Source organism: Microbacterium sp. NPDC056052 (genome assembly GCF_042266785.1).
GTDB lineage: Bacteria > Actinomycetota > Actinomycetes > Actinomycetales > Microbacteriaceae > Microbacterium.
Window position 1 is genome coordinate 230085 of record NZ_JBHJWV010000003.1, and the last position, 20704, is coordinate 250788.

Annotated in this window: 21 protein-coding genes; 16 read left to right on the top strand and 5 right to left on the bottom strand. The window is 70.8% G+C overall.

Annotated features, from left to right (window positions below):
• Positions 1-924: a DUF2993 domain-containing protein gene (locus tag ACFC1J_RS07635; protein ID WP_375904012.1), complete on the top strand. Its 924-nt coding sequence runs from the start codon at positions 1-3 to the stop codon at positions 922-924.
• 5 nt (positions 925-929) lie between these two features.
• On the opposite strand, the gene ACFC1J_RS07640 is transcribed toward ACFC1J_RS07635, so the two are convergent.
• On the bottom strand, positions 930-2078 hold the full coding sequence (locus tag ACFC1J_RS07640; protein ID WP_375904013.1) for a YhjD/YihY/BrkB family envelope integrity protein: 1149 nt from the start codon (positions 2076-2078) through the stop codon (positions 930-932).
• A gap of 420 nt (positions 2079-2498) precedes the next feature.
• Positions 2499-2885: a VOC family protein gene (locus ACFC1J_RS07645; protein ID WP_375904015.1), complete on the bottom strand. Its 387-nt coding sequence runs from the start codon at positions 2883-2885 to the stop codon at positions 2499-2501.
• A 162-nt stretch (positions 2886-3047) separates the two neighbouring features.
• Here ACFC1J_RS07645 and lysA point away from each other — a divergent pair, with 162 nt between their 5' ends.
• From lysA to prfA, 5 genes are all read left to right on the top strand, one after another.
• Positions 3048-4526, top strand: a complete 1479-nt coding sequence (gene lysA, locus ACFC1J_RS07650; protein ID WP_375904017.1) for a diaminopimelate decarboxylase — start codon at positions 3048-3050, stop codon at positions 4524-4526.
• Positions 4523-5842 carry a homoserine dehydrogenase gene (locus ACFC1J_RS07655; protein WP_375904019.1) on the top strand — a complete coding sequence of 440 codons (1320 nt, stop codon included), beginning with the start codon at positions 4523-4525 and terminating at the stop codon, positions 5840-5842. Before lysA ends, ACFC1J_RS07655 begins: the two co-directional genes overlap by 4 nt.
• 22 nt (positions 5843-5864) lie before the next feature.
• Complete coding sequence (gene thrB / locus ACFC1J_RS07660; RefSeq protein ID WP_375904491.1) at positions 5865-6800, top strand: homoserine kinase; 936 nt, start codon at positions 5865-5867, stop codon at positions 6798-6800.
• A gap of 197 nt (positions 6801-6997) precedes the next feature.
• Complete coding sequence (gene rho / locus ACFC1J_RS07665) at positions 6998-8953, top strand: transcription termination factor Rho (RefSeq protein ID WP_375904021.1); 1956 nt, start codon at positions 6998-7000, stop codon at positions 8951-8953.
• Positions 8954-8985: 32 nt separating this feature from the next.
• Entirely contained in the window at positions 8986-10065 is a 1080-nt protein-coding gene (gene prfA, locus ACFC1J_RS07670) for a peptide chain release factor 1 (protein ID WP_375904023.1), read from the top strand.
• A 27-nt stretch (positions 10066-10092) separates the two neighbouring features.
• Here prfA and ACFC1J_RS07675 read toward each other — a convergent pair whose 3' ends face one another.
• Complete coding sequence (locus tag ACFC1J_RS07675; protein ID WP_375904025.1) at positions 10093-11157, bottom strand: DNA polymerase IV; 1065 nt, start codon at positions 11155-11157, stop codon at positions 10093-10095.
• A gap of 59 nt (positions 11158-11216) precedes the next feature.
• Between ACFC1J_RS07675 and ACFC1J_RS07680 the strand changes: the two genes are divergently transcribed.
• A complete protein-coding gene (locus ACFC1J_RS07680; protein WP_375904027.1) occupies positions 11217-11414 on the top strand; it encodes a hypothetical protein in 198 nt (65 codons plus the stop codon).
• A 7-nt stretch (positions 11415-11421) separates the two neighbouring features.
• Here the strand turns inward: ACFC1J_RS07680 and epsC are convergent, their stop codons facing one another.
• Positions 11422-12006, bottom strand: a complete 585-nt coding sequence (epsC, locus tag ACFC1J_RS07685; RefSeq protein ID WP_375904029.1) for a serine O-acetyltransferase EpsC — start codon at positions 12004-12006, stop codon at positions 11422-11424.
• The gene (gene cysK, locus ACFC1J_RS07690; RefSeq protein WP_375904031.1) at positions 12006-12944 is read right to left on the bottom strand and encodes a cysteine synthase A; all 939 of its coding nucleotides are present in this window, start codon (positions 12942-12944) and stop codon (positions 12006-12008) included. Before cysK ends, epsC begins: the two co-directional genes overlap by 1 nt.
• Positions 12945-13082: 138 nt before the next feature.
• On the opposite strand from cysK, the gene prmC reads away from it, so the two are divergent.
• From prmC to atpA, 9 genes are all read left to right on the top strand, one after another.
• The gene (prmC, locus tag ACFC1J_RS07695) at positions 13083-13940 is read left to right on the top strand and encodes a peptide chain release factor N(5)-glutamine methyltransferase (RefSeq protein WP_375904033.1); all 858 of its coding nucleotides are present in this window, start codon (positions 13083-13085) and stop codon (positions 13938-13940) included.
• A gap of 99 nt (positions 13941-14039) precedes the next feature.
• Positions 14040-14714, top strand: a complete 675-nt coding sequence (locus tag ACFC1J_RS07700) for an L-threonylcarbamoyladenylate synthase (protein WP_375904034.1) — start codon at positions 14040-14042, stop codon at positions 14712-14714.
• Positions 14715-14738: 24 nt separating this feature from the next.
• Positions 14739-15884 carry an MraY family glycosyltransferase gene (locus ACFC1J_RS07705; protein ID WP_375904036.1) on the top strand — a complete coding sequence of 382 codons (1146 nt, stop codon included), beginning with the start codon at positions 14739-14741 and terminating at the stop codon, positions 15882-15884.
• Entirely contained in the window at positions 15881-16432 is a 552-nt protein-coding gene (locus ACFC1J_RS07710) for a hypothetical protein (RefSeq protein ID WP_375904038.1), read from the top strand. Before ACFC1J_RS07705 ends, ACFC1J_RS07710 begins: the two co-directional genes overlap by 4 nt.
• Before the next feature lie 121 nt (positions 16433-16553).
• Positions 16554-17339, top strand: a complete 786-nt coding sequence (gene atpB, locus ACFC1J_RS07715; protein WP_375904040.1) for a F0F1 ATP synthase subunit A — start codon at positions 16554-16556, stop codon at positions 17337-17339.
• A gap of 49 nt (positions 17340-17388) precedes the next feature.
• Positions 17389-17625, top strand: coding sequence for an ATP synthase F0 subunit C (gene atpE / locus ACFC1J_RS07720; protein WP_045251710.1), 237 nt, complete (start codon positions 17389-17391; stop codon positions 17623-17625).
• Between the two features lie 28 nt (positions 17626-17653).
• Entirely contained in the window at positions 17654-18208 is a 555-nt protein-coding gene (locus ACFC1J_RS07725) for a F0F1 ATP synthase subunit B (RefSeq protein ID WP_375904042.1), read from the top strand.
• Entirely contained in the window at positions 18208-18996 is a 789-nt protein-coding gene (locus ACFC1J_RS07730; protein WP_375904044.1) for a F0F1 ATP synthase subunit delta, read from the top strand. Before ACFC1J_RS07725 ends, ACFC1J_RS07730 begins: the two co-directional genes overlap by 1 nt.
• A 49-nt stretch (positions 18997-19045) precedes the next feature.
• The gene (gene atpA, locus ACFC1J_RS07735; RefSeq protein WP_375904046.1) at positions 19046-20686 is read left to right on the top strand and encodes a F0F1 ATP synthase subunit alpha; all 1641 of its coding nucleotides are present in this window, start codon (positions 19046-19048) and stop codon (positions 20684-20686) included.
• The last annotated feature ends 18 nt before the right edge of the window (positions 20687-20704 follow it).

Sequence of the window (20704 nt, forward strand, 5' to 3'; positions counted from 1 at the left end):
GTGAGCGGCGCGGAAGAGGGCACGCACCCGACCGAGCCGTATCCGCGGGACCTCGGTTCCGAGCATCCGACGGTGCCGCTGCCGCCTCCGGCGGGCGGGGCGACGGCGTCCGGTGCGGAGCTCCCGCCTCGGCCTCCGCTGCCGTCCGCGCCCGTCGCCGTGCCGCCGCCGCGCCGGCGTGCGCGCTGGCCCTGGGCGCTCGGGATCGTCGTGGTCGTGCTCGCGGCGCTCGTCGTGGGCGGCGAGTTCGTGGCGCGTGCCGTCGTCGCGCAGCAGATCCGCTCGCAGGTCATCACGGCGCTGAAGCTTCCCGCGGATCAGCAGATGGACGTGAACGTGGGCGGCATCGTGCTGCCGCAGCTCGTGGCGGGCCGGCTGGACGATGTGCGCCTGACCGCGAAGAGCGTCGCGATCGGTCCGATCACGAGCGCGGTGGCTGTCGATGCGACGGGCGTGCCGATCCGCGGCGGTGAGCTGGGGAGTGCCAGGGGCACGTTCCGGATCACGGCCGATCAGCTCGAGAACGCCATCGCGGCCGCTGCCGGGTCCGCCCCGATCGACTCCGTGACGCTGGACGGCAAGGACGTCAAAGCGACCGGATCCGTGAAGCTGTTCGGCGCGACCGTGCCGCTCGCCCTCGCGCTCACCCCCGGTGCGGAGGGCGGCGACCTGACCTTCACGCCGACCTCGGCGACCGTCGGCGCCATGAGGCTGGACGCCTCGGACACCTCCTCGCCGTTCGCGGGCGCGCTCAAGCCGCTGTTCGCGACGCAGAAGCTCTGCATCGCCGACCGGCTTCCGGCGGGGGTGCACCTGAGCGGGCTGCGCGTGGACGGCGAGGCCCTCGTGGCGACGTTCTCCGCGGACAGCGCGATCACGACGGATCCGAAACTTCTCGAGAACGGGACCTGCCAGGGGCAGTAGGTCCGTCAGGAGCCGCGGCGCTCGGTCGCCACCTGGTCCCGCGCCGCGTCGCGCTCTGCGGCGGTCGCGGCGAGCAGACGCTCGGCGCGCTGGAGGCGCCGCTCGGCGAACGTGCGGGGTCTGCCCGTGGTCCTGTCCTCGTCGTCCTCGACCCCGGTGATGATCCAGGCGCTCGCGAGCAGCACGACCTGCGCGGACAGGTTGAGCCAGAGCAGCAGCGCGATGAGCGCGGCGAAGGAGGCGAGCAGCGGGTTCGACGAGGCGCCGCCGACGAACAGGGTGGACAGCTGCTGCAGCACGAGCAGGCCGAGGCCGCCGAGCGCGGATCCCGCCCAGAGGGTGCGCACGCCGGTGCGCACGCCCGAGAGCACCGAGAACAGTCCCGCGATGAGCGCGGTGTCGAGCGCGAACACGATGAGCAGCGACAGGATCCGCTCGATCCACGCGGTCGCGGGGGAGTGGCGGAGGCCCACCAGATCGGCGATCTGATCGAGTCCCACCGAGCCGACGACCGTGGCGGCGGCGCTGAGCGTGAAGCCGATCCCGATCCCGGCGGCCAGTGCGAGGTTGCGGGCGATCACCCAGTACCACTGCACATCGTCGGCGAGAGCGCCGGCGAGGGTGCGCAGGGCGATGCGCAGGGATCCGATCGCGCCCAGCGCCGCACCGACGAGTCCGGCGAGCGAGACGATCCCCGCGATCGACAGCCCTGTCGGGGCGGTGATCTTCGCGGGGTCGATGAGGCCGCCGGTTCCGACGAGTCCCGGCACGGCGGCATCGACCGCCTGCACGAGCGCAGTGAGCGCCTCGGGATTGCCGGCCAGCCACAGCCCCGCGGCGGAGAAGCCCAGCAGCACGGCGGCGAAGAGGCTGAACAGCGCGCGGTAGGTGATCCCGTCGGCCAGGGCGGGGCCGTGCTTCTCGGAGTACAGCAGCCACGCGCGCGCGACGCGCCACCGCAGCACGCGCGCCAGCACGGCGTCGATCGTGCGCGGCAGCCACGCCTTCCGCGCCGGCGCGCCCTCGGCTCCCGGCGTGCCCTCGGCTCCGGGCGTGCCCTCGGCTCCGGGCGTGCCCTCGGCTCCGGGCGTGCCCTCAGCTCCCGGCGTGCCCTCAGCTCCGGGCGTGCCCTTGGATGCGGTGCGAGTGCCCATCCTCCGAGCGTACCGAGCACCAGATCCCCCTACTTCCGAGTCGTCCCCGTCAGCGGAGGCCAGGGGGTGCGCTGACGGGGACGACTCGGAGATGGGGGAGCCGGAACCGGGGACCTTGTGCGGGGCTTCGCCGAGCGCACGGCTTGTCCTCGAGTGCGCGGTCGTGGGAATGTGCAGTGCTCGCGGAGGGCGGCTCGGTCGACTGCACGGCTTGCGCCCGAGTGCACGGGTGGTCGGCGTGAGGTTCCCGTGCTTTCGACAGGATCCGGTGCCGTCGCGAGTGCGTGGCTTGTCACCAGGCGGACCCTCTGCTGCCGAGTGCACGGCTTGCTGTCGAGCGCGCGGCTTGTTGGCGCGAGGATCCCGTGCGGTCGGCAGGATCCCGTGCGATCGGCAAGATCCGGTGTCGTCGGCGGGCCGTCAGGTCGCGACGATCTCGGCTTTGAATCCGTCGCCGTTCTCGAGCCAGCCGGCGTAGTGATCCGGACCACCGGCGTGCGGATAGCGCTCGGCGTACAGGAGCCGCCAGCCGTGCGAAGGCGCGGCGTCCATGAGCGCGTCGACCTCGGCGCGGGATCCGCCGTGGAACGCCAGATGGTTCAGCCCGGGGAGGCGCCGGTCATGGCTTTCTCCGTGCAGCGCAGGAGCCGAACAGATCGTCAGATAGGCGTCCCCGATCCGCCAGGAGCACCCCTCGGCCCACACCTCGGCCGACTCGAAGCCGACCTGCCCGAGAAGCCAGCCCCATTCGGAGGCAGCCCGCTCCACGTCGGCGACCCAGAGTTCGACGTGATGGAATCCGCGCATCCCGCCATCCAAGCAGACGCGCCCCGCGTGCGGCTCCGCCAGCCGTCGTCCCCGGCGTCACACCCGTCGAGGTGGGTCGGTGCCGTGCCTTAGAATTCTCAGAACTCGGCACGCTCTGGGCCGGGCTCGAACACCCGAGACACCCACGACGATTGGTGCCCTGTGCTTTCCGCATCGCCCGACGACGCGCTCGCCCCGGAATGGCTGAAGGAACCGGCCGATCCGAACGATCTCGCCCCGGGGGTGTGGCCGGCATCAGCGCGGCGCGACGCCGACGGAGAGCTCGAGCTCGGCGGCGTCGGTGTCGCCGAGCTGCGTGCCCGTTTCGGCACCCCGCTGTACGTTCTCGATGAGGCCGAGGCGCGGGCGCACGCGGCCAGGATCAAGGCCGCCTTCGACGATGCCGCGGCCGCACACGGCACCAAGGCGCGCGTCTACTACGCGGGCAAGGCGTTCCTCAGCACCGAGGTCGCCCGCTGGGTCACCCAGGAGGGCCTTCGCGTCGACGTCTGCAGCCGCGGAGAGCTCGAGATCGCGCTCGCCGCCGGCGTCAAGCCGTCGCGGATCGGGTTCCACGGCAACAACAAGAGCGTCGCGGAGCTGGAGCGCGCCGTCGAGGTCGGCGTCGGCACGATCGTCCTCGACTCCGCGATCGAGATCGAGCGCCTCGGTGCGATCGCCGAGCGCCGCAGCGCAGCGAGCAACGGCACGGGGTCGGACGGATACGTCCAGGGCGTGCTGCTCCGCGTGAACAGCGGCGTGCATGCGGAGACCCATGACTTCCTCGCCACCGCGCACGAGGACCAGAAGTTCGGCACCTCGCTCGAGGCCGCACCCGCGCTCGTCGAGAGGATCCGCGAGATCCCGAGCCTGACGCTGCGCGGGCTGCACTGCCACATCGGATCCCAGATCTTCGGATCCGCCGGCTTCGCCGAGTCCGCCTCGCGGGTCGTCGATCTGCACGCCGAACTGCGCGAGGGCGGGGAGCTGCCCTTGCTCAACCTCGGCGGCGGCTTCGGCATCGCGTACACCGCGGCCGACGACCCGACGCCCATCGAGGAGCTCGCCACCGCCATCGTCGAGGCCGTGGCCCGAGAGTGCGAGGTGCGCGGGATCCCGATCCCCACGCTCGCGTTCGAGCCGGGCCGCGCGGTCATCGGCCAGGCCGGCGTCACCCTGTACGAGGTCGGCACCACCAAGGAGGTGTCGCTCGGGGAGCGCGGAGAGCGGCTCTACGTGAGCGTCGACGGGGGCATGAGCGACAACGCGCGGCCCGCCCTGTACGGCGCCCAGTACTCCGCGCGCATCGCCTCCCGCGAGGGCACCGGCGCGCCCGTGCTCGCGCGCGTCGTGGGCTCGCACTGCGAATCGGGGGACGTCGTCGTCGATCACGAGTACCTCCCCTCCGACGTCACCCCGGGCGACCTGCTCGCGGTGCCGGCGACCGGCGCGTACTGTCACGCGCTGTCCAGCAACTACAACCACACCCCGCGCCCCGCGGTCGTCGCCGTGCGCGACGGTCACGCGCGGGTGATCGTGCGGGGGGAGACCCTCGACGACCTCCTCTCCCGCGACGCCGGCATCGCCGCCCGCCGGACGATGGAACCCACCGGCGCTCGCGCCGGAGAAGGAGAAGCATGACGGAAATCGACGGCCGCCGCCGCACCCTCCGCGTCGCCCTGCTCGGGGCGGGATCCGTGGGATCCCAGGTCGCGCGCCTGCTCCTCGAGCACCGGAGCGACCTCGCCGAGCGCAGCGGAGCCCACCTCGAGCTCGCCGGGATCCTGGTCCGCGACATCGACGCCCCGCGCGACGCGGAGCTGCCGCGCGAACTGCTCACGACCGACGCCGAGGCGCTGATCCAGAGCGCGGACATCGTGATCGAGCTCATGGGCGGGATCGAGCCGGCGCGCGGCTACGTGCTGCAGGCGCTGCGCAGCGGGGCCGACGTCGTCACCGGCAACAAGGCGCTGCTGGCCACGCACGGCGCGGAGATCTTCGAGGCCGCGGATCAAGTCGGCGCCTCCGTGTCGTACGAGGCGGCCGTCGCCGCCGCGATTCCGATCATCCGTCCGCTCCGCGACTCCCTCGCCGGCGACCGGATCAAGCGCATCTTCGGCATCGTCAACGGCAGCACGAACTACATCCTCGACTCCATGGACCGCCAGGGACTGAGCGCCGAGGAGGCGCAGCGGATCGCCACCGAGCTCGGCTATCTCGAGGCGGACCCCTCGCTCGACCTCGAGGGGTACGACGCGGCGCAGAAGGCCGCGATCCTGGCCAGCCTCGCGTTCCACACGCAGGTCTCGATCGACGACGTGCACCGTCAGGGCATCGAGTCCGTCACGGCCGACATGATCGCCGATGCCCGCAGGGCGGGCTACGTGATCAAGCTGCTCGCGGTGTGCGAGCGCCTGTCCGAGGACGGCGGCGACGCCGTCTCGGTGCGCGTGTACCCGGCGCTGATCGACCGCGAGCATCCGATGGCGAACGTGCACGGCGGCAACAACGCCGTGTTCGTGGAGGCGGAGGCCGCGGGGCCGCTCATGTTCTACGGGGCGGGTGCGGGCGGCGTGCAGACCGCGTCGGCCGTGCTCGGCGACGTGGTCTCCGCCGCGCGCCGGCACATCGCCGGCGGCGTGGGCGTGGGCGAGTCGGCGAGGCAGAGCCTGCCGATGGCGCCGTTCGGCCACATCACCACGCGCTACCAGATCACGATCGAGGTCGCCGACGTCACCGGTGTGCTCGCGACCGTGGCCGGCATACTCAGCGACCACGGCGTCTCCATCGCGACCGCGCTGCAGACGATCGAACGGGGCGAGGAGAGCAGCACCGCCCGCCTCGTGATCGGCACACACCGTGCCACCGAGCAGGCGCTCAGCGACACCGTCTCCCGCCTCGCCGACAGCGACGCCGTCACCCGCGTGCTCTCGGTGCTGCGCGTCGAGGGGGAGTGACGTGAGCGCCACCACCGGCCCGATGCCGGGGCGCACCGTCGAGGTGCGCGTCCCCGCCACGAGCGCCAACCTCGGTCCCGGGTTCGACACCCTCGGCCTCGCGCTCAGCATGTACGACGAGGTCGAGGTCACGGCTCTCGAGCCGGGGAGGATCGAGGTCGAGGTCTCCGGATCCGGCGCGGAGGAGATCGCCCGCGATGCGTCCAACCTCGTCGTCCGCTCGATCGCGCACGTCTTCGCCGACGCGGGCGTCGAGATGCCGGGGATCCGTCTCGTGGCGCGCAACGGCGTGCCGCACGGGCGAGGTCTCGGCTCCTCCGGCGCAGCGGTCGCCGCCGGCGTCCTGGCCGCGCAGGGGCTGCTGGCGGGGATCGTCGAACTCGACGACGCCGCGCTGCTGCGCCTGGCCACCGAGCTCGAGGGGCACCCCGACAACGTCGCGCCGGCGCTGTTCGGGGGCCTGACGATCGCGTGGACGGCCGAGCGCGGCCCGCAGCACAAGAAACTGCTCGTGCACCGCGGCGTCTCGCCGCTCGTGCTGGTGCCCGGCTACACGATGTCGACCAAGGCGGCGCGCAGCCTGCAGCCCGAGCACGTGCCGAGCGAGGACGCCGTGTTCAACGTCTCCCGTTCCGCTCTGCTCATCGCCGCGCTCACCCAGAGCCCTGACGTGCTGCTGGACGCGACAGACGACCGGCTGCACCAGGACTACCGCGCACCCGCGATGCCCGAGACGAACCGGCTCGTGCGCGCCCTGCGGGCGGAAGGATTCGCGGCCGTCGTCTCCGGCGCCGGACCCAGCGTGCTGGTGCTGTGCGACGGGCCGGGCAGCCGCCTCGAAGCGGTGCGGATCGCCGACGCGGTCACGGACACTCCGTGGATCCCGCAGATGGTCGCCGTCGATGTGCGAGGTGGTACAGTGAGGGAACGAGCGGAGGGTTCTTCGTCACAATCGTGATCCCGACCCGCGACGCACTTCACGCGTCAGCCGCACAGCACCCGAAACCGCAGGACGAGCCGGTCACCGAGCTCTGTACAAGCGTGTTCCCCGGGTGGCATGCAGGGGACAGCCTGTTCTCGGCATGATCGTGCGGTCGCGCCCCGGCATCTGCCGTGTGCGCGCCGAAATACCCACGACTTACAAGAGGAGTACTCGTGGAGACTATCTCCGAGACCCAGATCGAGACTTCGGCTTCGGCCGATCAGGCGTCCGCTGAGGGCGCACCCAAGGCGCCGCGCAAGCGCGCGCCGCGCCGTGCGACCACGGCGACGGCGGCGGCGAAGGCCGCCGAGGCCGTCGAGGCCGCGCCCGTCGTCGAGGCGGCACCCGCCGCGGACGCTCCGGCCGAGGTCGCCCCGAAGGCGAAGGCCCCGCGCCGCAGCCGCGCGAAGAAGGTCGAGGACGCCCCCGCAGACACGGCCGCCCCCGAGGCGGCTCCCGTCGCGGACGCTCCCGCCGCGGAGGCTCCGGCCGAGTCCGCCCCGAAGGCTAAGGCTCCGCGCCGCAGCCGGGCGAAGAAGACCGAGGACGCTCCGGCCGAGGCCGCGGCGGACGCTCCGTCCGAGGCCGTGTCGGAGGCCGCGACGAAGGAGGCGCCCGCCGAGTCCGCGTCCTCCGACGCACAGCCGGCGGACAACTCCGCGGAGGGCGGCGAGGAGACGGGCGGCCGCAGCCGCAGCCGGTCCCGTTCGCGCAGCCGCAACCGCAACGGCGCTCAGGACGGCCAGAACGGCGGCGGCCAGAACGGTCAGAGCAACGGCAACCAGGGCAACGGCAACCAGAACGGCAACCAGGGCAATCAGGGCGGCCGTGGCGGCGCCCAGGACATCGATGAGGACGGCGGCAGCGCCCGCAGCCGTCAGCGCAACAAGCGCCGCGGCGGCACGAACCAGAACATCGACGAGTTCGAGACCGAGATCGGCGAGGACGACGTCCTCATCCCGATCGCCGGCATCCTCGACGTGCTCGACAACTACGCGTTCGTGCGCACCACCGGCTACCTGTCCGGCCCCAGCGACGTGTACGTCTCGCTCGGCCAGGTCAAGAAGTACAACCTGCGCAAGGGCGACGCCGTCGTCGGCGCGATCAAGCAGCCCCGCGAGGGCGAGCAGCAGGGGCGCCAGAAGTACAACGCGCTGGTCAAGGTCGACTCGATCAACGGCCTGAGCACGGACGACGCCGCGAACCGCGTCGAGTTCTCCGCGCTGACCCCGCTCTACCCGCAGGAGCGTCTGCGCCTGGAGACCGCGCCGGAGAAGCTCACGCAGCGCATCATCGACCTCGTCGCCCCGATCGGCAAGGGCCAGCGCGGACTCATCGTCGCGCCCCCGAAGGCCGGCAAGACGATCGTGCTGCAGCAGATCGCCAACGCGATCGCGCAGAACAATCCCGAGGTGCACCTCATGGTCGTGCTCGTCGACGAGCGCCCCGAAGAGGTCACCGACATGCAGCGCACGGTCAAGGGCGAGGTCATCGCCTCGACCTTCGACCGCCCTGCGGAGGACCACACCACGGTCGCCGAGCTCGCGATCGAGCGGGCCAAGCGTCTCGTCGAGCTGGGCCGCGACGTCGTCGTGCTGCTCGACTCGATCACCCGCCTCGGCCGCGCCTACAACATCGCGGCTCCCGCCTCCGGACGCGTGCTGACGGGCGGCGTGGACGCTTCGGCGCTCTACCCGCCGAAGCGCTTCTTCGGGGCAGCGCGCAACATCGAGAACGGCGGATCCCTCACGATCCTCGCGACCGCGCTGGTGGAGACCGGATCCAAGATGGACGAGGTCATCTTCGAGGAGTTCAAGGGCACCGGCAACAGCGAGCTGCGTCTCAGCCGCGCGCTGGCCGACAAGCGGATCTTCCCGGCCGTGGACGTCAACGCGTCCTCGACCCGCCGCGAGGAGATGCTGCTGAGCCCCGACGAGGTCAAGATCACCTGGAAGCTGCGCCGCGCCCTCGCCGGGCTCGACCCGCAGCAGGCCCTCGAGGTCGTCCTCGGCAAGCTCAAGGAGACCGACTCGAACGTCGAGTTCCTGCTGCAGATGCAGAACGCGCAGCTGGGCAAGCCGGCCTCCGGCACGGGCCACAGCCACGCGTCCGAGAACAGCATCCGCTGATCCGCGCCGCCTGAGCCAGGGATCCGGTCGTCATGTTCGAGCAGGTCGAGTCGCTGCGCGACGAGCACCGCAGGGTGGAGAGGGAGCTCTCCGACCCCGAGGTGCACGCCGACGCCGCACGGGCGAAGCGCGTCAACCGTCGCTACGCCGAGCTCAGCCGCATCGTGAAGGCGCATGACGACTGGATCGCCGCGGGCGAGGATCTCGAGACCGCGCGGGAGTTCGCCCGCGAGGACGAGTCCATCGCGGCGGAGATCCCCGGCATGGAAGAGGGGCTGCAGGCCGCCCAGGAGAAGCTCCGGCGCCTGCTGATCCCTCGGGATCCGGATGACGCGCGCGACGTGATCATGGAGATCAAGGCGGGGGAGGGCGGAGCCGAATCCGCCCTCTTCGCCGCCGATCTGCTGCGCATGTACGTGCAGTACGCCGCCTCGAAGGGCTGGAAGACCGAGCTCCTGGAGCGCACCGAGTCGGATCTCGGCGGCTACAAGGATGTGCAGGTCGCGATCAAGGGATCCTCGACCGATCCCTCGCAGGGAGTATGGGCGCACCTCAAGTACGAGGGCGGTGTGCATCGCGTGCAGCGCGTTCCGGCCACGGAGTCGCAGGGGCGCATCCACACGTCCACGACGGGCGTGCTGGTGTTCCCCGAGGTCGACGAGCCCGACGAGATCGCGATCAATCAGAACGACCTCAAGATCGACGTGTTCCGCTCCTCCGGTCCCGGAGGGCAGTCGGTGAACACGACCGACTCGGCGGTGCGCATCACGCACGTCCCGACCGGGATCGTCGTCTCGATGCAGAACGAGAAGTCGCAGCTGCAGAACCGCGAGGCGGCCATGCGCGTGCTGCGCGCCCGGCTGCTCGCGCGGCAGCAGGAGGAGCTCGACGCCGCGGCCTCCGACGCCCGCCGCTCGCAGATCCGCGGCATGGACCGCTCGGAGCGGATCCGCACCTACAACTTCCCCGAGAACCGGATCGCGGATCACCGCACCGGCTTCAAGGCGTACAACCTCGACCAGGTCATGGACGGGGCGCTCGAGCCGATCATCGAGTCCGCGATCCACGCGGACGAGGAAGCGCAGCTCGCCGCCCTCGGCACCGAGGACTGAACGCGACGCGCGGTCGCGCGCGGCGTGTCACCATGCTCCGCGCGTGGGCGTGCGGCCGTCCCGCGCATCCTCCGGCAGCGCCATCTCCGCGCGCATCCCCAGCAGCCGCACCGGGCGGTCGGGGTCGATCCGGGCGATGAGCTCCTGTGCCTTCGCGATGACGAGATCGCGGTCGGCGGTCTCCGCGATCCGCTTCGTGAACGTCTTCGTCATGAACGGCGCGTAGCGCACCTTCAGCCCGAGGCCGATGACGGGACGCCCGTCCTCCGCGACATCGTCGAGGACCTGGTCGAGCAGCGTCAGGGCGGCCCGCTCGATCTCCGCACGATCGGCGAGGTCGGTCTGGTAGGTGGTCTCGCGGCTGTGCCCGCGGGGGACCCAGGGCGTGTCGTCGACGACCGCGGATCCGCCGCCGCGGCCGAGGTCCTGATACCAGAGGCCCATCCGCGGGCCGAACTCCGTCGTCAGCGCTTCCTCGGGCGCTGCGCCGAGCTCGGAGACCGTCCGGACGCCGAGCGCGCGCAGGCGCTTCGAGACCTTCGCGCCCACGCCCCAGAGCTCGATCACCGCTCTCTCGCCCATCACGTCGTCCCAGTTCCCGGCGGTGAGCCGGAACACGCCCTGCGGCTTGCCGAACCCGGTCGCGATCTTCGCGCGCACGAGGGTGTCGCCGATGCCCACGCTGCAGTGCAGCCGGGTGCGATCCAGGACGGCCTGCTGCAGGCGGCGGGCGTACGTCTCCGGATCGTCCGTCTCGACGCCCACGAACGCCTCATCCCAGCCGAGCACCTGCACCACGGCGCCGGGCTGGGCGCGCAGCACCGACATGACCTCTGCCGAAGCGGCCAGATACGCGGGCGCGTCCACGGGCAGGATCACCGCATCCGGCGCCTTGCGGGCGGCGATCCGCAGCGGCATCCCCGAACCGACGCCGAATGCACGGGCCTCGTAGGACGCGGTCGACACCACGGCGCGCTCGGTCGGATCCCCGCGCCCGCCCACGATGACGGGGAGCCCGGCGAGTTCGGGACGGCGCAGCACCTCGACGGCCGCGATGAACTGGTCGAGGTCCACATGGAGCACCCAGCGCATGACCCCGACAGTACGCGGCGCGAGCCAGGTGCGCACCCGTCCCGCGCTCTGCTCCGGCCATGGGCCTCTTCTTCACGCGCACCCTGATCTTCCTGGCCTCGTCGGCGCTCGGCCTGATCGTGGCCGACCTCCTGCTGACGGGCTTCACGATCGAGTGGAGCAAGTGGTGGGGCTTCGTGATGTGCGTGCTCATGCTGCTGATCAAGCGCGAGGTGCGCGAGGCGGCAGCGCTCAAGGCCGCGGCCAAGAAGCGCTGATCGCGAGTCAGATCGAGTAGTCCGGGACCGACAGGATCCTCGCGGTGTTCTCGCCCTCGACCCGCGGGCGGGCCCGTGCGGGGACCCCGGTGAGCACCGAGTCGGCGGACGCATCCTTCGTGACCACGGCGTTCGCACCGATCGCGGAGCGCGCCCCGATGACGACGGGGCCGAGGATCTTGGCGCCGGCGCCGACCACGACGCCGTCCTCCAGGGTCGGGTGACGCTTGCCCGCATCGCGGGTGCGCCCGCCGAGCGTGACGCCGTGATAGAGCATCACGTCGTCGCCGATCTCCGCCGTCTCCCCGATCACGACGCCCATGCCGTGATCGATGAAGAAGCGGCGCCCGATCGTGGCGCCGGGGTGGATCTCGACGCCGGTGAGCCAGCGCGCGACCTGCGAGGCCATCCGTGCCGGGAAGCGCCAGCCGCGCGTCCAGAGGGCGTGGTTCACCCGGTGCGCCCAGATGGCGTGCAGACCGGGGTAGAGCAGGGCGATCTCGAGTCCGCCGCGCGCGGCGGGGTCGCGGAGCCGGGCCGATGCGACGTCCTCGCGCATCCGCCCGGCCCACGACATGCCAGAGTGCGGCATCAGTCCTCGCGCAGGTCCTCGAAGAGGGCGGTGGACAGGTAGCGCTCGCCGGTGTCCGGGGCGATCACGACGATGGTCTTGCCGGCGTTCTCGGGGCGCGCGGCCACCTTCAGCGCCTGGGCGACGGCGGCGCCGGCGGAGATGCCGACGAGGAGGCCCTCCTTCGCCGCCAGATCGCGGGCCGTGGTGAGGGATTCCTCGAAACCGGCCGTGATGATCTCGTCGATGACGTCGCGATCCAGGATCGCGGGGACGAAGTTCGGGCCGATGCCCTGGATCTTCGCGGGTCCGGGGTGTCCCTGGCTGAGCAGCGGGGAGTCGGTCGGCTCGACCGCGATGACCTTGACTTCGGGGTTGGCGGCCTTGAGAGCCTGGCCGGTGCCGGTGATGGTGCCGCCCGTGCCGACGCCCGCGATGAAGACGTCGACCTTCCCGTCGGTGTCGCGCAGGATCTCCTGCGCTGTGGTCTCGCGGTGGATCTGCGGGTTCGCGGCGTTCTCGAACTGGCGGGCCCAGACGGCGCCGGGGGTCTCCGCGATGATCTCCTGCAGCTTCTCGATCGCGCCCTTCATGCCGAGCGTCGGGTCGGTCAGCACGAGCTCCGCGCCGAACGCCTTCAGCAGGACGCGGCGCTCCTTCGACATCGAGGCGGGCATCGTCAGGATCACGCGGTAGCCGCGTGCGGCGCCGACCATGGCCAGAGCGATCCCGGTGTTGCCGCTGGTCGCCTCGACGATCGTGCCGCCGGGCTTCAGCTCGCCGGACGCCTCCGCGGCGTCGACGATCGCGATGCCGATGCGGTCCTTGACGCTCGAGGCCGGGTTGAAGGACTCGAGCTTGACCAGCACCGTGGCGTCGAGGCCCTCGGTGACGTGGTTCAGCTTGACGAGCGGGGTGTTGCCGAACGTGCTGGTGATGTCGGAGTGGATGCCTGCCATGACTGACCTTTCGATGGGCGCACTTCTTCGCTGGTGCGACGGCCCCGTCCCGCTTCAGAGGAGGACCCGATCGAGCACAGCCTAGGGCGATGGCTTGTGCGGCCGGTGAATGTGACGCCCGCATTACGCTGGAGGTCTATGTCCCTGCCCCTTGCCGATGCCCTCCGCCGTGCCGTGACCACCCTCGGCGACGCCGGCGTCCCGGATCCCGCCGTCGACGCCGAGCTCCTCATCGGGCACGTCCTGGGACTCGGCCGCGGCGGCGTGCAGGCCGCGACGATCCGCGGAGACGCGCTGACCGACGAGGACGAGACGGCGCTGGCCGCTCTCGTCGCGCGCCGGGCCGCGAGGGAGCCGCTCCAGCATCTCACCGGCACCGCCCCCTTCCGCCATCTCGAGCTGGCCGTGGGCCCCGGCGTGTTCGTGCCGCGCCCCGAGACCGAGATCGTCGCGCAGTTCGCGATCGACGCGCTCCTGGCCGCCGCCACGCCCGCCCCGATCGGCGTCGACCTCTGCACCGGGTCAGGGGCGATCGCGCTCGCGCTGGCGACCGAGGTGCCGCATGCGCGGGTGCACGCGGTCGAGCTCTCGCCCGAGGCGCACGCCTGGGCGCTGCGCAATACCGCGGGACAGGAGAACCTCTCGCTCGTCCTCGGCGACCTCGCGGACGCGCTCCCGGAGCTCGACGGGACCGTGGACGTGGTCATCTCCAATCCGCCGTACGTTCCGGACGACGCGATCCCGCGCGACCCGGAGGTGCGTCTGCACGACCCGGCGCTCGCGCTGTACGGCGGCGCGGACGGGCTTGACGTTGTACGCGCGATCAGCCAGCGCGCCTGGGCGCTGCTGCACCCCGGCGGCACGCTCGTGCTCGAGCACGCAGAAGTGCAGGGCGCCGCGATCAGGGAGCTCCTGGCGCAGGACGGCTGGCACGCCGCCGCGACGCACCGGGACCTCACCCACCGGGACCGCGCCACGACAGCCCTCCGCCCCTAGCCGGTCCCGCGGCGGCGGTGCGCGGTCGACGGCGGGCATGCGGTGATTCGCGAGCCCGCTCAGGGCGTACCGCGCCGCGCCCCGTAGACTGGGCCGGTCATGTCCTCAGTCTTCGATAGCCGCGACGCGGATCAGATCCTCACCGGTATGCGCCAGGCCCGTCTGGCCATCGGCCGCGGAGGGCTGGTCGTGCTCCCCACCGACACCGTGTACGGCGTGGGCGCCGACGCCTTCAGCCCCGCCGCCGTGCAGCGCCTGCTCGACGCGAAGGGGCGGGGGCGCCAGCAGCCGCCCCCCGTCCTGGTCGGCAGCACCGCCACCCTCGCCGCCCTCGTGGAGACCGTACCGGAGCCCGTGCAGCGCCTGGTCGACGAGTTCTGGCCCGGGGGTCTCACGATCGTGCTGCCCTCGCAGCCGTCCCTGGTCTGGGACCTCGGCGAGACCCACGGCACGGTCGCGGTGCGCATGCCCGACCACCGGGTCGCGCTCGCACTGCTCGAGGAGACGGGGCCGCTCGCGGTCTCCAGCGCGAACCTCACCGGCGAGCCCGCCGCCGTCGAGCTCGAGGCGGCCAGGAGCATGCTCGGCGACAGCATCGAGGTCTACCTCGACGCGGGCCCCGCGACCCGCGGCGTCGCGTCCACGATCATCGACGCCACCTCCCTGGTCCGTCCCGGGGGTGAGGACGCCAAGGTGCGCGTGCTCCGCGAGGGCGCGATCTCCCGCGACGAGCTCGCCCGCGTGCTCGGGGACCTGCTCGACGAGCAGTCCTGATCCCGGCCGGAGGAGAGCGACCCCGTGAAGCAGTACCTGTTCACCGTGATCCTCACGGCGGCCGTGACTCTGGCCTGCTCGTGGGCGGTGTGGCAGCTGAGCCTGCGCTTCAAGCTGTACCCCGGCATTCGTGAGCGCGATGTGCACACCACGCCGACGCCGCGGCTCGGGGGCGTGGCGATGCTGCTCGGAATCCTGGCGGCCTTCGCCGCGAGTGCGGCCAGCCCGTTCTTCCACATCATCTGGGCGCAGCCGCAGACGATGTGGTCGGTGCTCGGCGCGGTCCTGCTCATCGCGATCGTCGGCGTGATCGACGACCTGTGGGATCTGGACTGGATGATCAAGCTGGGTGCGCAGTTCCTGGCGGCCGGCCTGGTCACGATCGTCGGAGGCCTGCAGATCGCCTCGCTCCCTCTCGCGGAGCCCGTGATCGGATCCAACTGGCTGAGCATCGTGATCACGATGTTCGCGATCGTCATCGTGATGAACGCGGTGAACTTCATCGACGGCCTCGACGGTCTCGTCGCCGGCGTCTGCCTCATCGCGAACGGCGTGTTCTTCGCGTACTCGTACATCATCGCCCGCGACATCGGCCAGTCGAGCTACTTCAGTCTCGCGCCCTTCATCGCGGCGGTGCTGATCGGCGCATGCATCGGCTTCCTGCCGATGAACTGGAGCCCCGCGAAGCTCTTCATGGGCGACTCCGGCGCCCTGGTGATCGGGTTGCTGATGGCCACGAGCGCCGTGGCCATCACCGGTCAGCTGAACCCCACCGTGCTCACGAACGCGCAGATCGGGCGCTCGCAGCTGCTCGGCGCGTTCATCCCGATCCTGCTGCCCGTCGTGGTCGTGCTGCTGCCGCTGCTCGACTTCGGCCTCGCGGTGCTGCGCCGCATGGGCGCGGGCAAGTCGCCGTTCTCACCGGACCGCAAGCACCTGCACCACCGCATGCTCGATCTCGGGCACCGCGGACGCGACGCCGTCCTCATCTTCTACGCCTGGACCGCGATCATCTCGATCGCCGTGCTGCTGATGTACATCGGCTCCCGCGAGGGCTGGTACGGCGAGTACGCGGCCGGGGTGGTCTTCGGCATCGTCGGGGCCGCGGCCTGCCTCGTCGTCACCCTCATCCCGTCGCGCCCGCGCGCCATCCAGAAGGAATCGAAATGAGCTCCGCGAGCCACCAGCCCTCCTCCGGACCGAACCCCGTCACCAGCACGCCGATCCTGCGCACGGCACTCATCGCGTCCGGTGCCGCCGCCGTCGTGCTCGCGATCGTCGCCGGGATCATCGGGGGACTGCTCAAGGGCGCCCCCGGGGTGTGGAGCGGCCTGATCGGCGCGCTCATCGCCGTGCTTTTCGGCGCGATCACCGCGGCCAGCATCCTCATCGCGAACCGGTGGTTCGGGCAGGAGCTGTACGTGCAGCTGTTCTTCGCGATCGTGATGGGCGGCTGGTTCCTCAAGCTCGGGCTGTTCTTCGTGCTGATCCTCGTGCTGCGCGGGCAGCCGTGGCTCGAGCCGCTCATCTTCTTCTGGGCGCTGCTGGCGGGGGTGGTGGTCTCGCTCGCGATCGACGCCGTCGTCTTCCTCAAGATGCGCCTGCCCGTCGTGAGCGACGCGTCCCTGCCGACGGTCGCTCCCGAAGACGTCGCCCCGGGCTCCGGAACCGCCTCCCCGCAGGCTCCGGGCGGGGATTCAGGCAACTCACGGGTCTGATAGGCTGGAACCCGAGCCCGCTCGTTACGCGAGCGCTGCGCTGTGAAGCACATCGACCGACGCCCCGGTAGCCCCCGGTGCCCCGAAGTTGGAGCCCGCGCTGTTTAATCTTGCTGCGACCATGATCCCTCGACTGGCCGACAACGGCGGGTTCCACGGTCCGTCGATCGACGAGTTCTTCCCCGGCGAACTGTTCAACATCTTCGGTCTGACGGTGCACCGCATCACGCTGGTGCAGGCCATCTCGACTCTCGCGATCATCCTGATCCTCGTGCTCGGCACCCGGCGCATGAAGATCATCCCCGGTCGTTTCCAGAGCGTCGTCGAGATGGGACTCGGCTTCGTACGCACCAATGTGGCGCATGATCTGCTCGGACGCAAGGACGGCGACCGGTTCCTGCCGATCCTCACCACGATCTTCTTCATGGTGCTGTTCTTCAACATCACCGGCATCATCCCGTTCCTGAACATCGCGGGATCCAGCGTCGCCGCCGTGCCGCTCACGCTGGCGGTGGTCAGCTACGTGACCTTCATCTACGCGGGTATCCGCCGCAACGGCTGGCGCTTCTTCAAGAACTCGCTGTTCCCGCAGGGCGTTCCGGGCTTCGCGCTCCCCATCGTCGCGGTCATCGAGCTCGTGTCCACGTTCATCCTGCGTCCCGTCACGCTGATGCTGCGACTGCTGATGAACATGATCGTCGGCCACATGCTCCTGGTCCTCTGCTTCTCGGCCACCTGGTTCTTCTTCTTCACGGCGGGCGGCGGCTGGGCCGCGCTCGGTGTGGGAACCCTCGCCTTCGGCGGCGCCTTCACGGTCTTCGAGATCCTGGTCGCCGTCCTCCAGGCCTACGTCTTCACCGTCCTCACCGCGGTCTACATCCAGCTCGCGGTCGCAGAAGAGCACTGACAACCCCTGCGGGCGGCGAACCTGCCGCCCACAACGAAAGGAAAAATCCGTGGACGCTACTACGGTTCTCGCAGCAGTCAACGGCAACCTCGCGGCAATCGGCTACGGCCTCGCCGCCATCGGCCCCGCCATCGGCGTGGGCATCGTCGTCGGCAAGACGATCGAGGGTGTCGCCCGTCAGCCCGAGCTGGCCGGTCGCCTGCAGGTTCTGATGTGGATCGGCATCGCCTTCACCGAGGCGCTCGCGTTCGTCGGCATCGCCGTCGGCTTCATCCCCTTCCCGTAATCCGCACCCGAATCCCGAAGGAGACAGGATGCTGAACGCTCTTGTCACTCGCCTCGCGGCCGAGGGTGAGGCTCCGAAGAACCCGATCCTGCCCGAGGTCTACGACCTCGTCTGGTCGGCCGTGTTCTTCCTGCTCATCCTCTTCGTGGTGTGGAAGGTCGCCCTTCCCCGCTTCACGAAGATGCTCGACGAGCGCTCCGCCGCCATCGAGGGCAACATCGCGAAGGCGGACGAGGCTCAGAAGCAGGCCGAGGCCGCACTGGGGGAGTACACCCGCCAGCTCGCCGAGGCCCGCACCGAGGCCGGCACGATCCGCGAGACCGCCCGTGAGGACGGCAAGAAGATCGTCGCCGAGGCCAAGGAGGCCGCCGCTGCCGAGGCTGCGCGGACGACCGCGGCCGCTCACGCGCAGATCGAGGCCGAGCGCCAGACCGCGTTCGTCTCGCTGCGCAACGAGGTCGGCGGCCTCGCCCTCGACCTCGCCGGTGGCGTGGTCGGCGAGACCCTCTCCGACGACGCACGTGCGACGGCCGTCGTGGACCGCTTCCTGGCGGACCTCGAGGCCTCCGAGGCGGCGAAGTAATGGGCAGCGCGACCGTTCAGGCCCTCGAGGCGTCGAGCAGTGCTCTGACCGCCGCGCAGGGGATCACCCTCGACGTCGCCGGGGACCTGTTCTCCGCCACGCGCCTGATCGGTGAGTCCTCCGCGCTGAGCGGCGCGCTCGCCGATCCGTCCGCCCCGGTCGAGGCTCGCACGGCACTCGTGTCGCGCGTCTTCGCCGGCGCTTCGGCGCCCGCGCAGAAGGTGCTGACCGTCGCGGTCTCGCAGCGCTGGTCCTCCGCCGCCGACCTGGTCGACGGCGTGGAGGAGCTGGCCGTGCGTGCCGCGGCGATCGCCGCACCCGATGCCGACATCGAGGGCGAGCTGTTCTCGGTGTCGCGCCTGGTGGCAGACAACGCCGACCTCGAGCTCGCCCTGGGCAGCCGCCTGGGCGGCGGCGAGGGCAAGGCCGCGCTCGTGCAGAAGCTGGTCGGTGCGAGCCTGCACCCTGCCACGTCGCTGGTGCTCACCTCACTGGTGCGCCAGCAGCGCGGCCGCCGCGTGCGTCGTCTGCTCAGCAGGGCGATGCGCATCGTGTCCACGCAGCGCGACCGGATCGTCGCGACCGTGCACACCGCGGCTCCGCTGAGCGCGCCGCAGCGCGACCGCCTCCGTGCGGTGCTGGCCGGTCGCTACGGCCGCCAGGTCGCGCTGAACGAGGTGCTCGACTCCTCCGTCGTCGGAGGCCTGCGCGTGCAGGTCGCGGACGACGTCATCGACGGCAGCATCTCCGCCCGCCTCGCCGATCTCCGGCACAAGCTCGCGGGCTGAAACACGACTTCGCGCGGGAAGCCGCGCACCCATACACAAAGGGAAGACAATGGCAGAACTTTCGATCAGCCCCGACGTCATCCGTGACGCGCTGAAGGACTTCGTCGCCGCGTACGAGCCCACGGGCGGCGTGGCGACCGAGGTCGGCACCGTCATCGACGCAGCGGATGGCATCGCGCACGTCGAGGGCCTGCCCGGCGTCATGGCGAACGAGCTCGTGACCTTCGCCGACGGCACCAAGGGACTCGCGCTGAACCTGGACGAGCACGAGATCGGCGTCGTCGTCCTCGGCGAGTTCTCCGGTGTCGAGGCCGGCCAGGAGGTCACCCGCACGGGTGAGGTGCTCTCCGTCCCGGTCGGCGACGGCTACCTCGGCCGCGTGGTCGACCCGCTCGGCAACCCGATCGACGGTCTCGGCGAGATCGCCTCGGAGGGCGTCCGCGCCCTGGAGCTGCAGGCGCCCGGCGTCATGCAGCGCAAGAGCGTGCACGAGCCGATGCAGACCGGCATCAAGGCCATCGACGCGATGATCCCGGTCGGCCGCGGCCAGCGCCAGCTCATCATCGGCGACCGCCAGACCGGCAAGACCGCGATCGCGATCGACACGATCATCAACCAGAAGGCCAACTGGGAGTCCGGCGACGTCAACAAGCAGGTCCGCTGCATCTACGTCGCGATCGGCCAGAAGGGCTCGACCATCGCCTCCGTCAAGGGCGCGCTGGAAGAGGCCGGCGCCCTGGAGTACACGACCATCGTCGCCGCCCCGGCGTCCGACCCGGCCGGCTTCAAGTACCTCGCCCCCTACACCGGTTCGGCCATCGGCCAGCACTGGATGTACGGCGGCAAGCACGTCCTGATCATCTTCGACGACCTGTCGAAGCAGGCGGAGGCCTATCGCGCCGTGTCGCTGCTGCTGCGCCGTCCGCCGGGCCGCGAGGCCTACCCGGGCGACGTCTTCTACCTGCACTCCCGTCTGCTGGAGCGCTGCGCGAAGCTGTCCGACGAGCTCGGCGCCGGTTCGATGACGGGCCTGCCCATCATCGAGACCAAGGCGAACGACGTCTCGGCGTACATCCCGACCAACGTGATCTCGATCACCGACGGCCAGATCTTCCTGCAGTCCGACCTGTTCAACGCGAACCAGCGTCCCGCTGTCGACGTCGGCATCTCGGTGTCCCGCGTCGGTGGTGACGCCCAGGTCAAGTCGATCAAGAAGGTCTCCGGAACGCTGAAGCTCGAGCTCGCGCAGTACCGCTCGCTCGAGGCCTTCGCGATGTTCGCGTCCGACCTCGACCAGGCCTCGCGCCGTCAGCTGGCTCGTGGCGCTCGTCTGACCGAGCTGCTCAAGCAGCCGCAGTACTCGCCGTACCCCGTCGAGGAGCAGGTCGTCTCGATCTGGGCCGGAACCAAGGGCAAGCTCGACTCGATCGAGGTCGAGGACGTGCTGCGCTTCGAGCGCGAGCTGCTGGATCACGTGCGTCGCAACACCACCGTGCTGGACACCCTCCGCGAGACGAACGTCCTCGATGACGACACGGTTGCGGAGCTGGAGAAGGCCACCGACGCCTTCCTCCTCGAGTTCCAGGGCGGCAAGGGCCACGGCATCAGCGCTCCCGGTCACGAGGAGCACAGCGCCGCGGACGTCGACGACGTGAACCAGGAGAAGATCGTCAAGGGCCGCCGCGCGTAATCGCGGGGGATTCTCAGA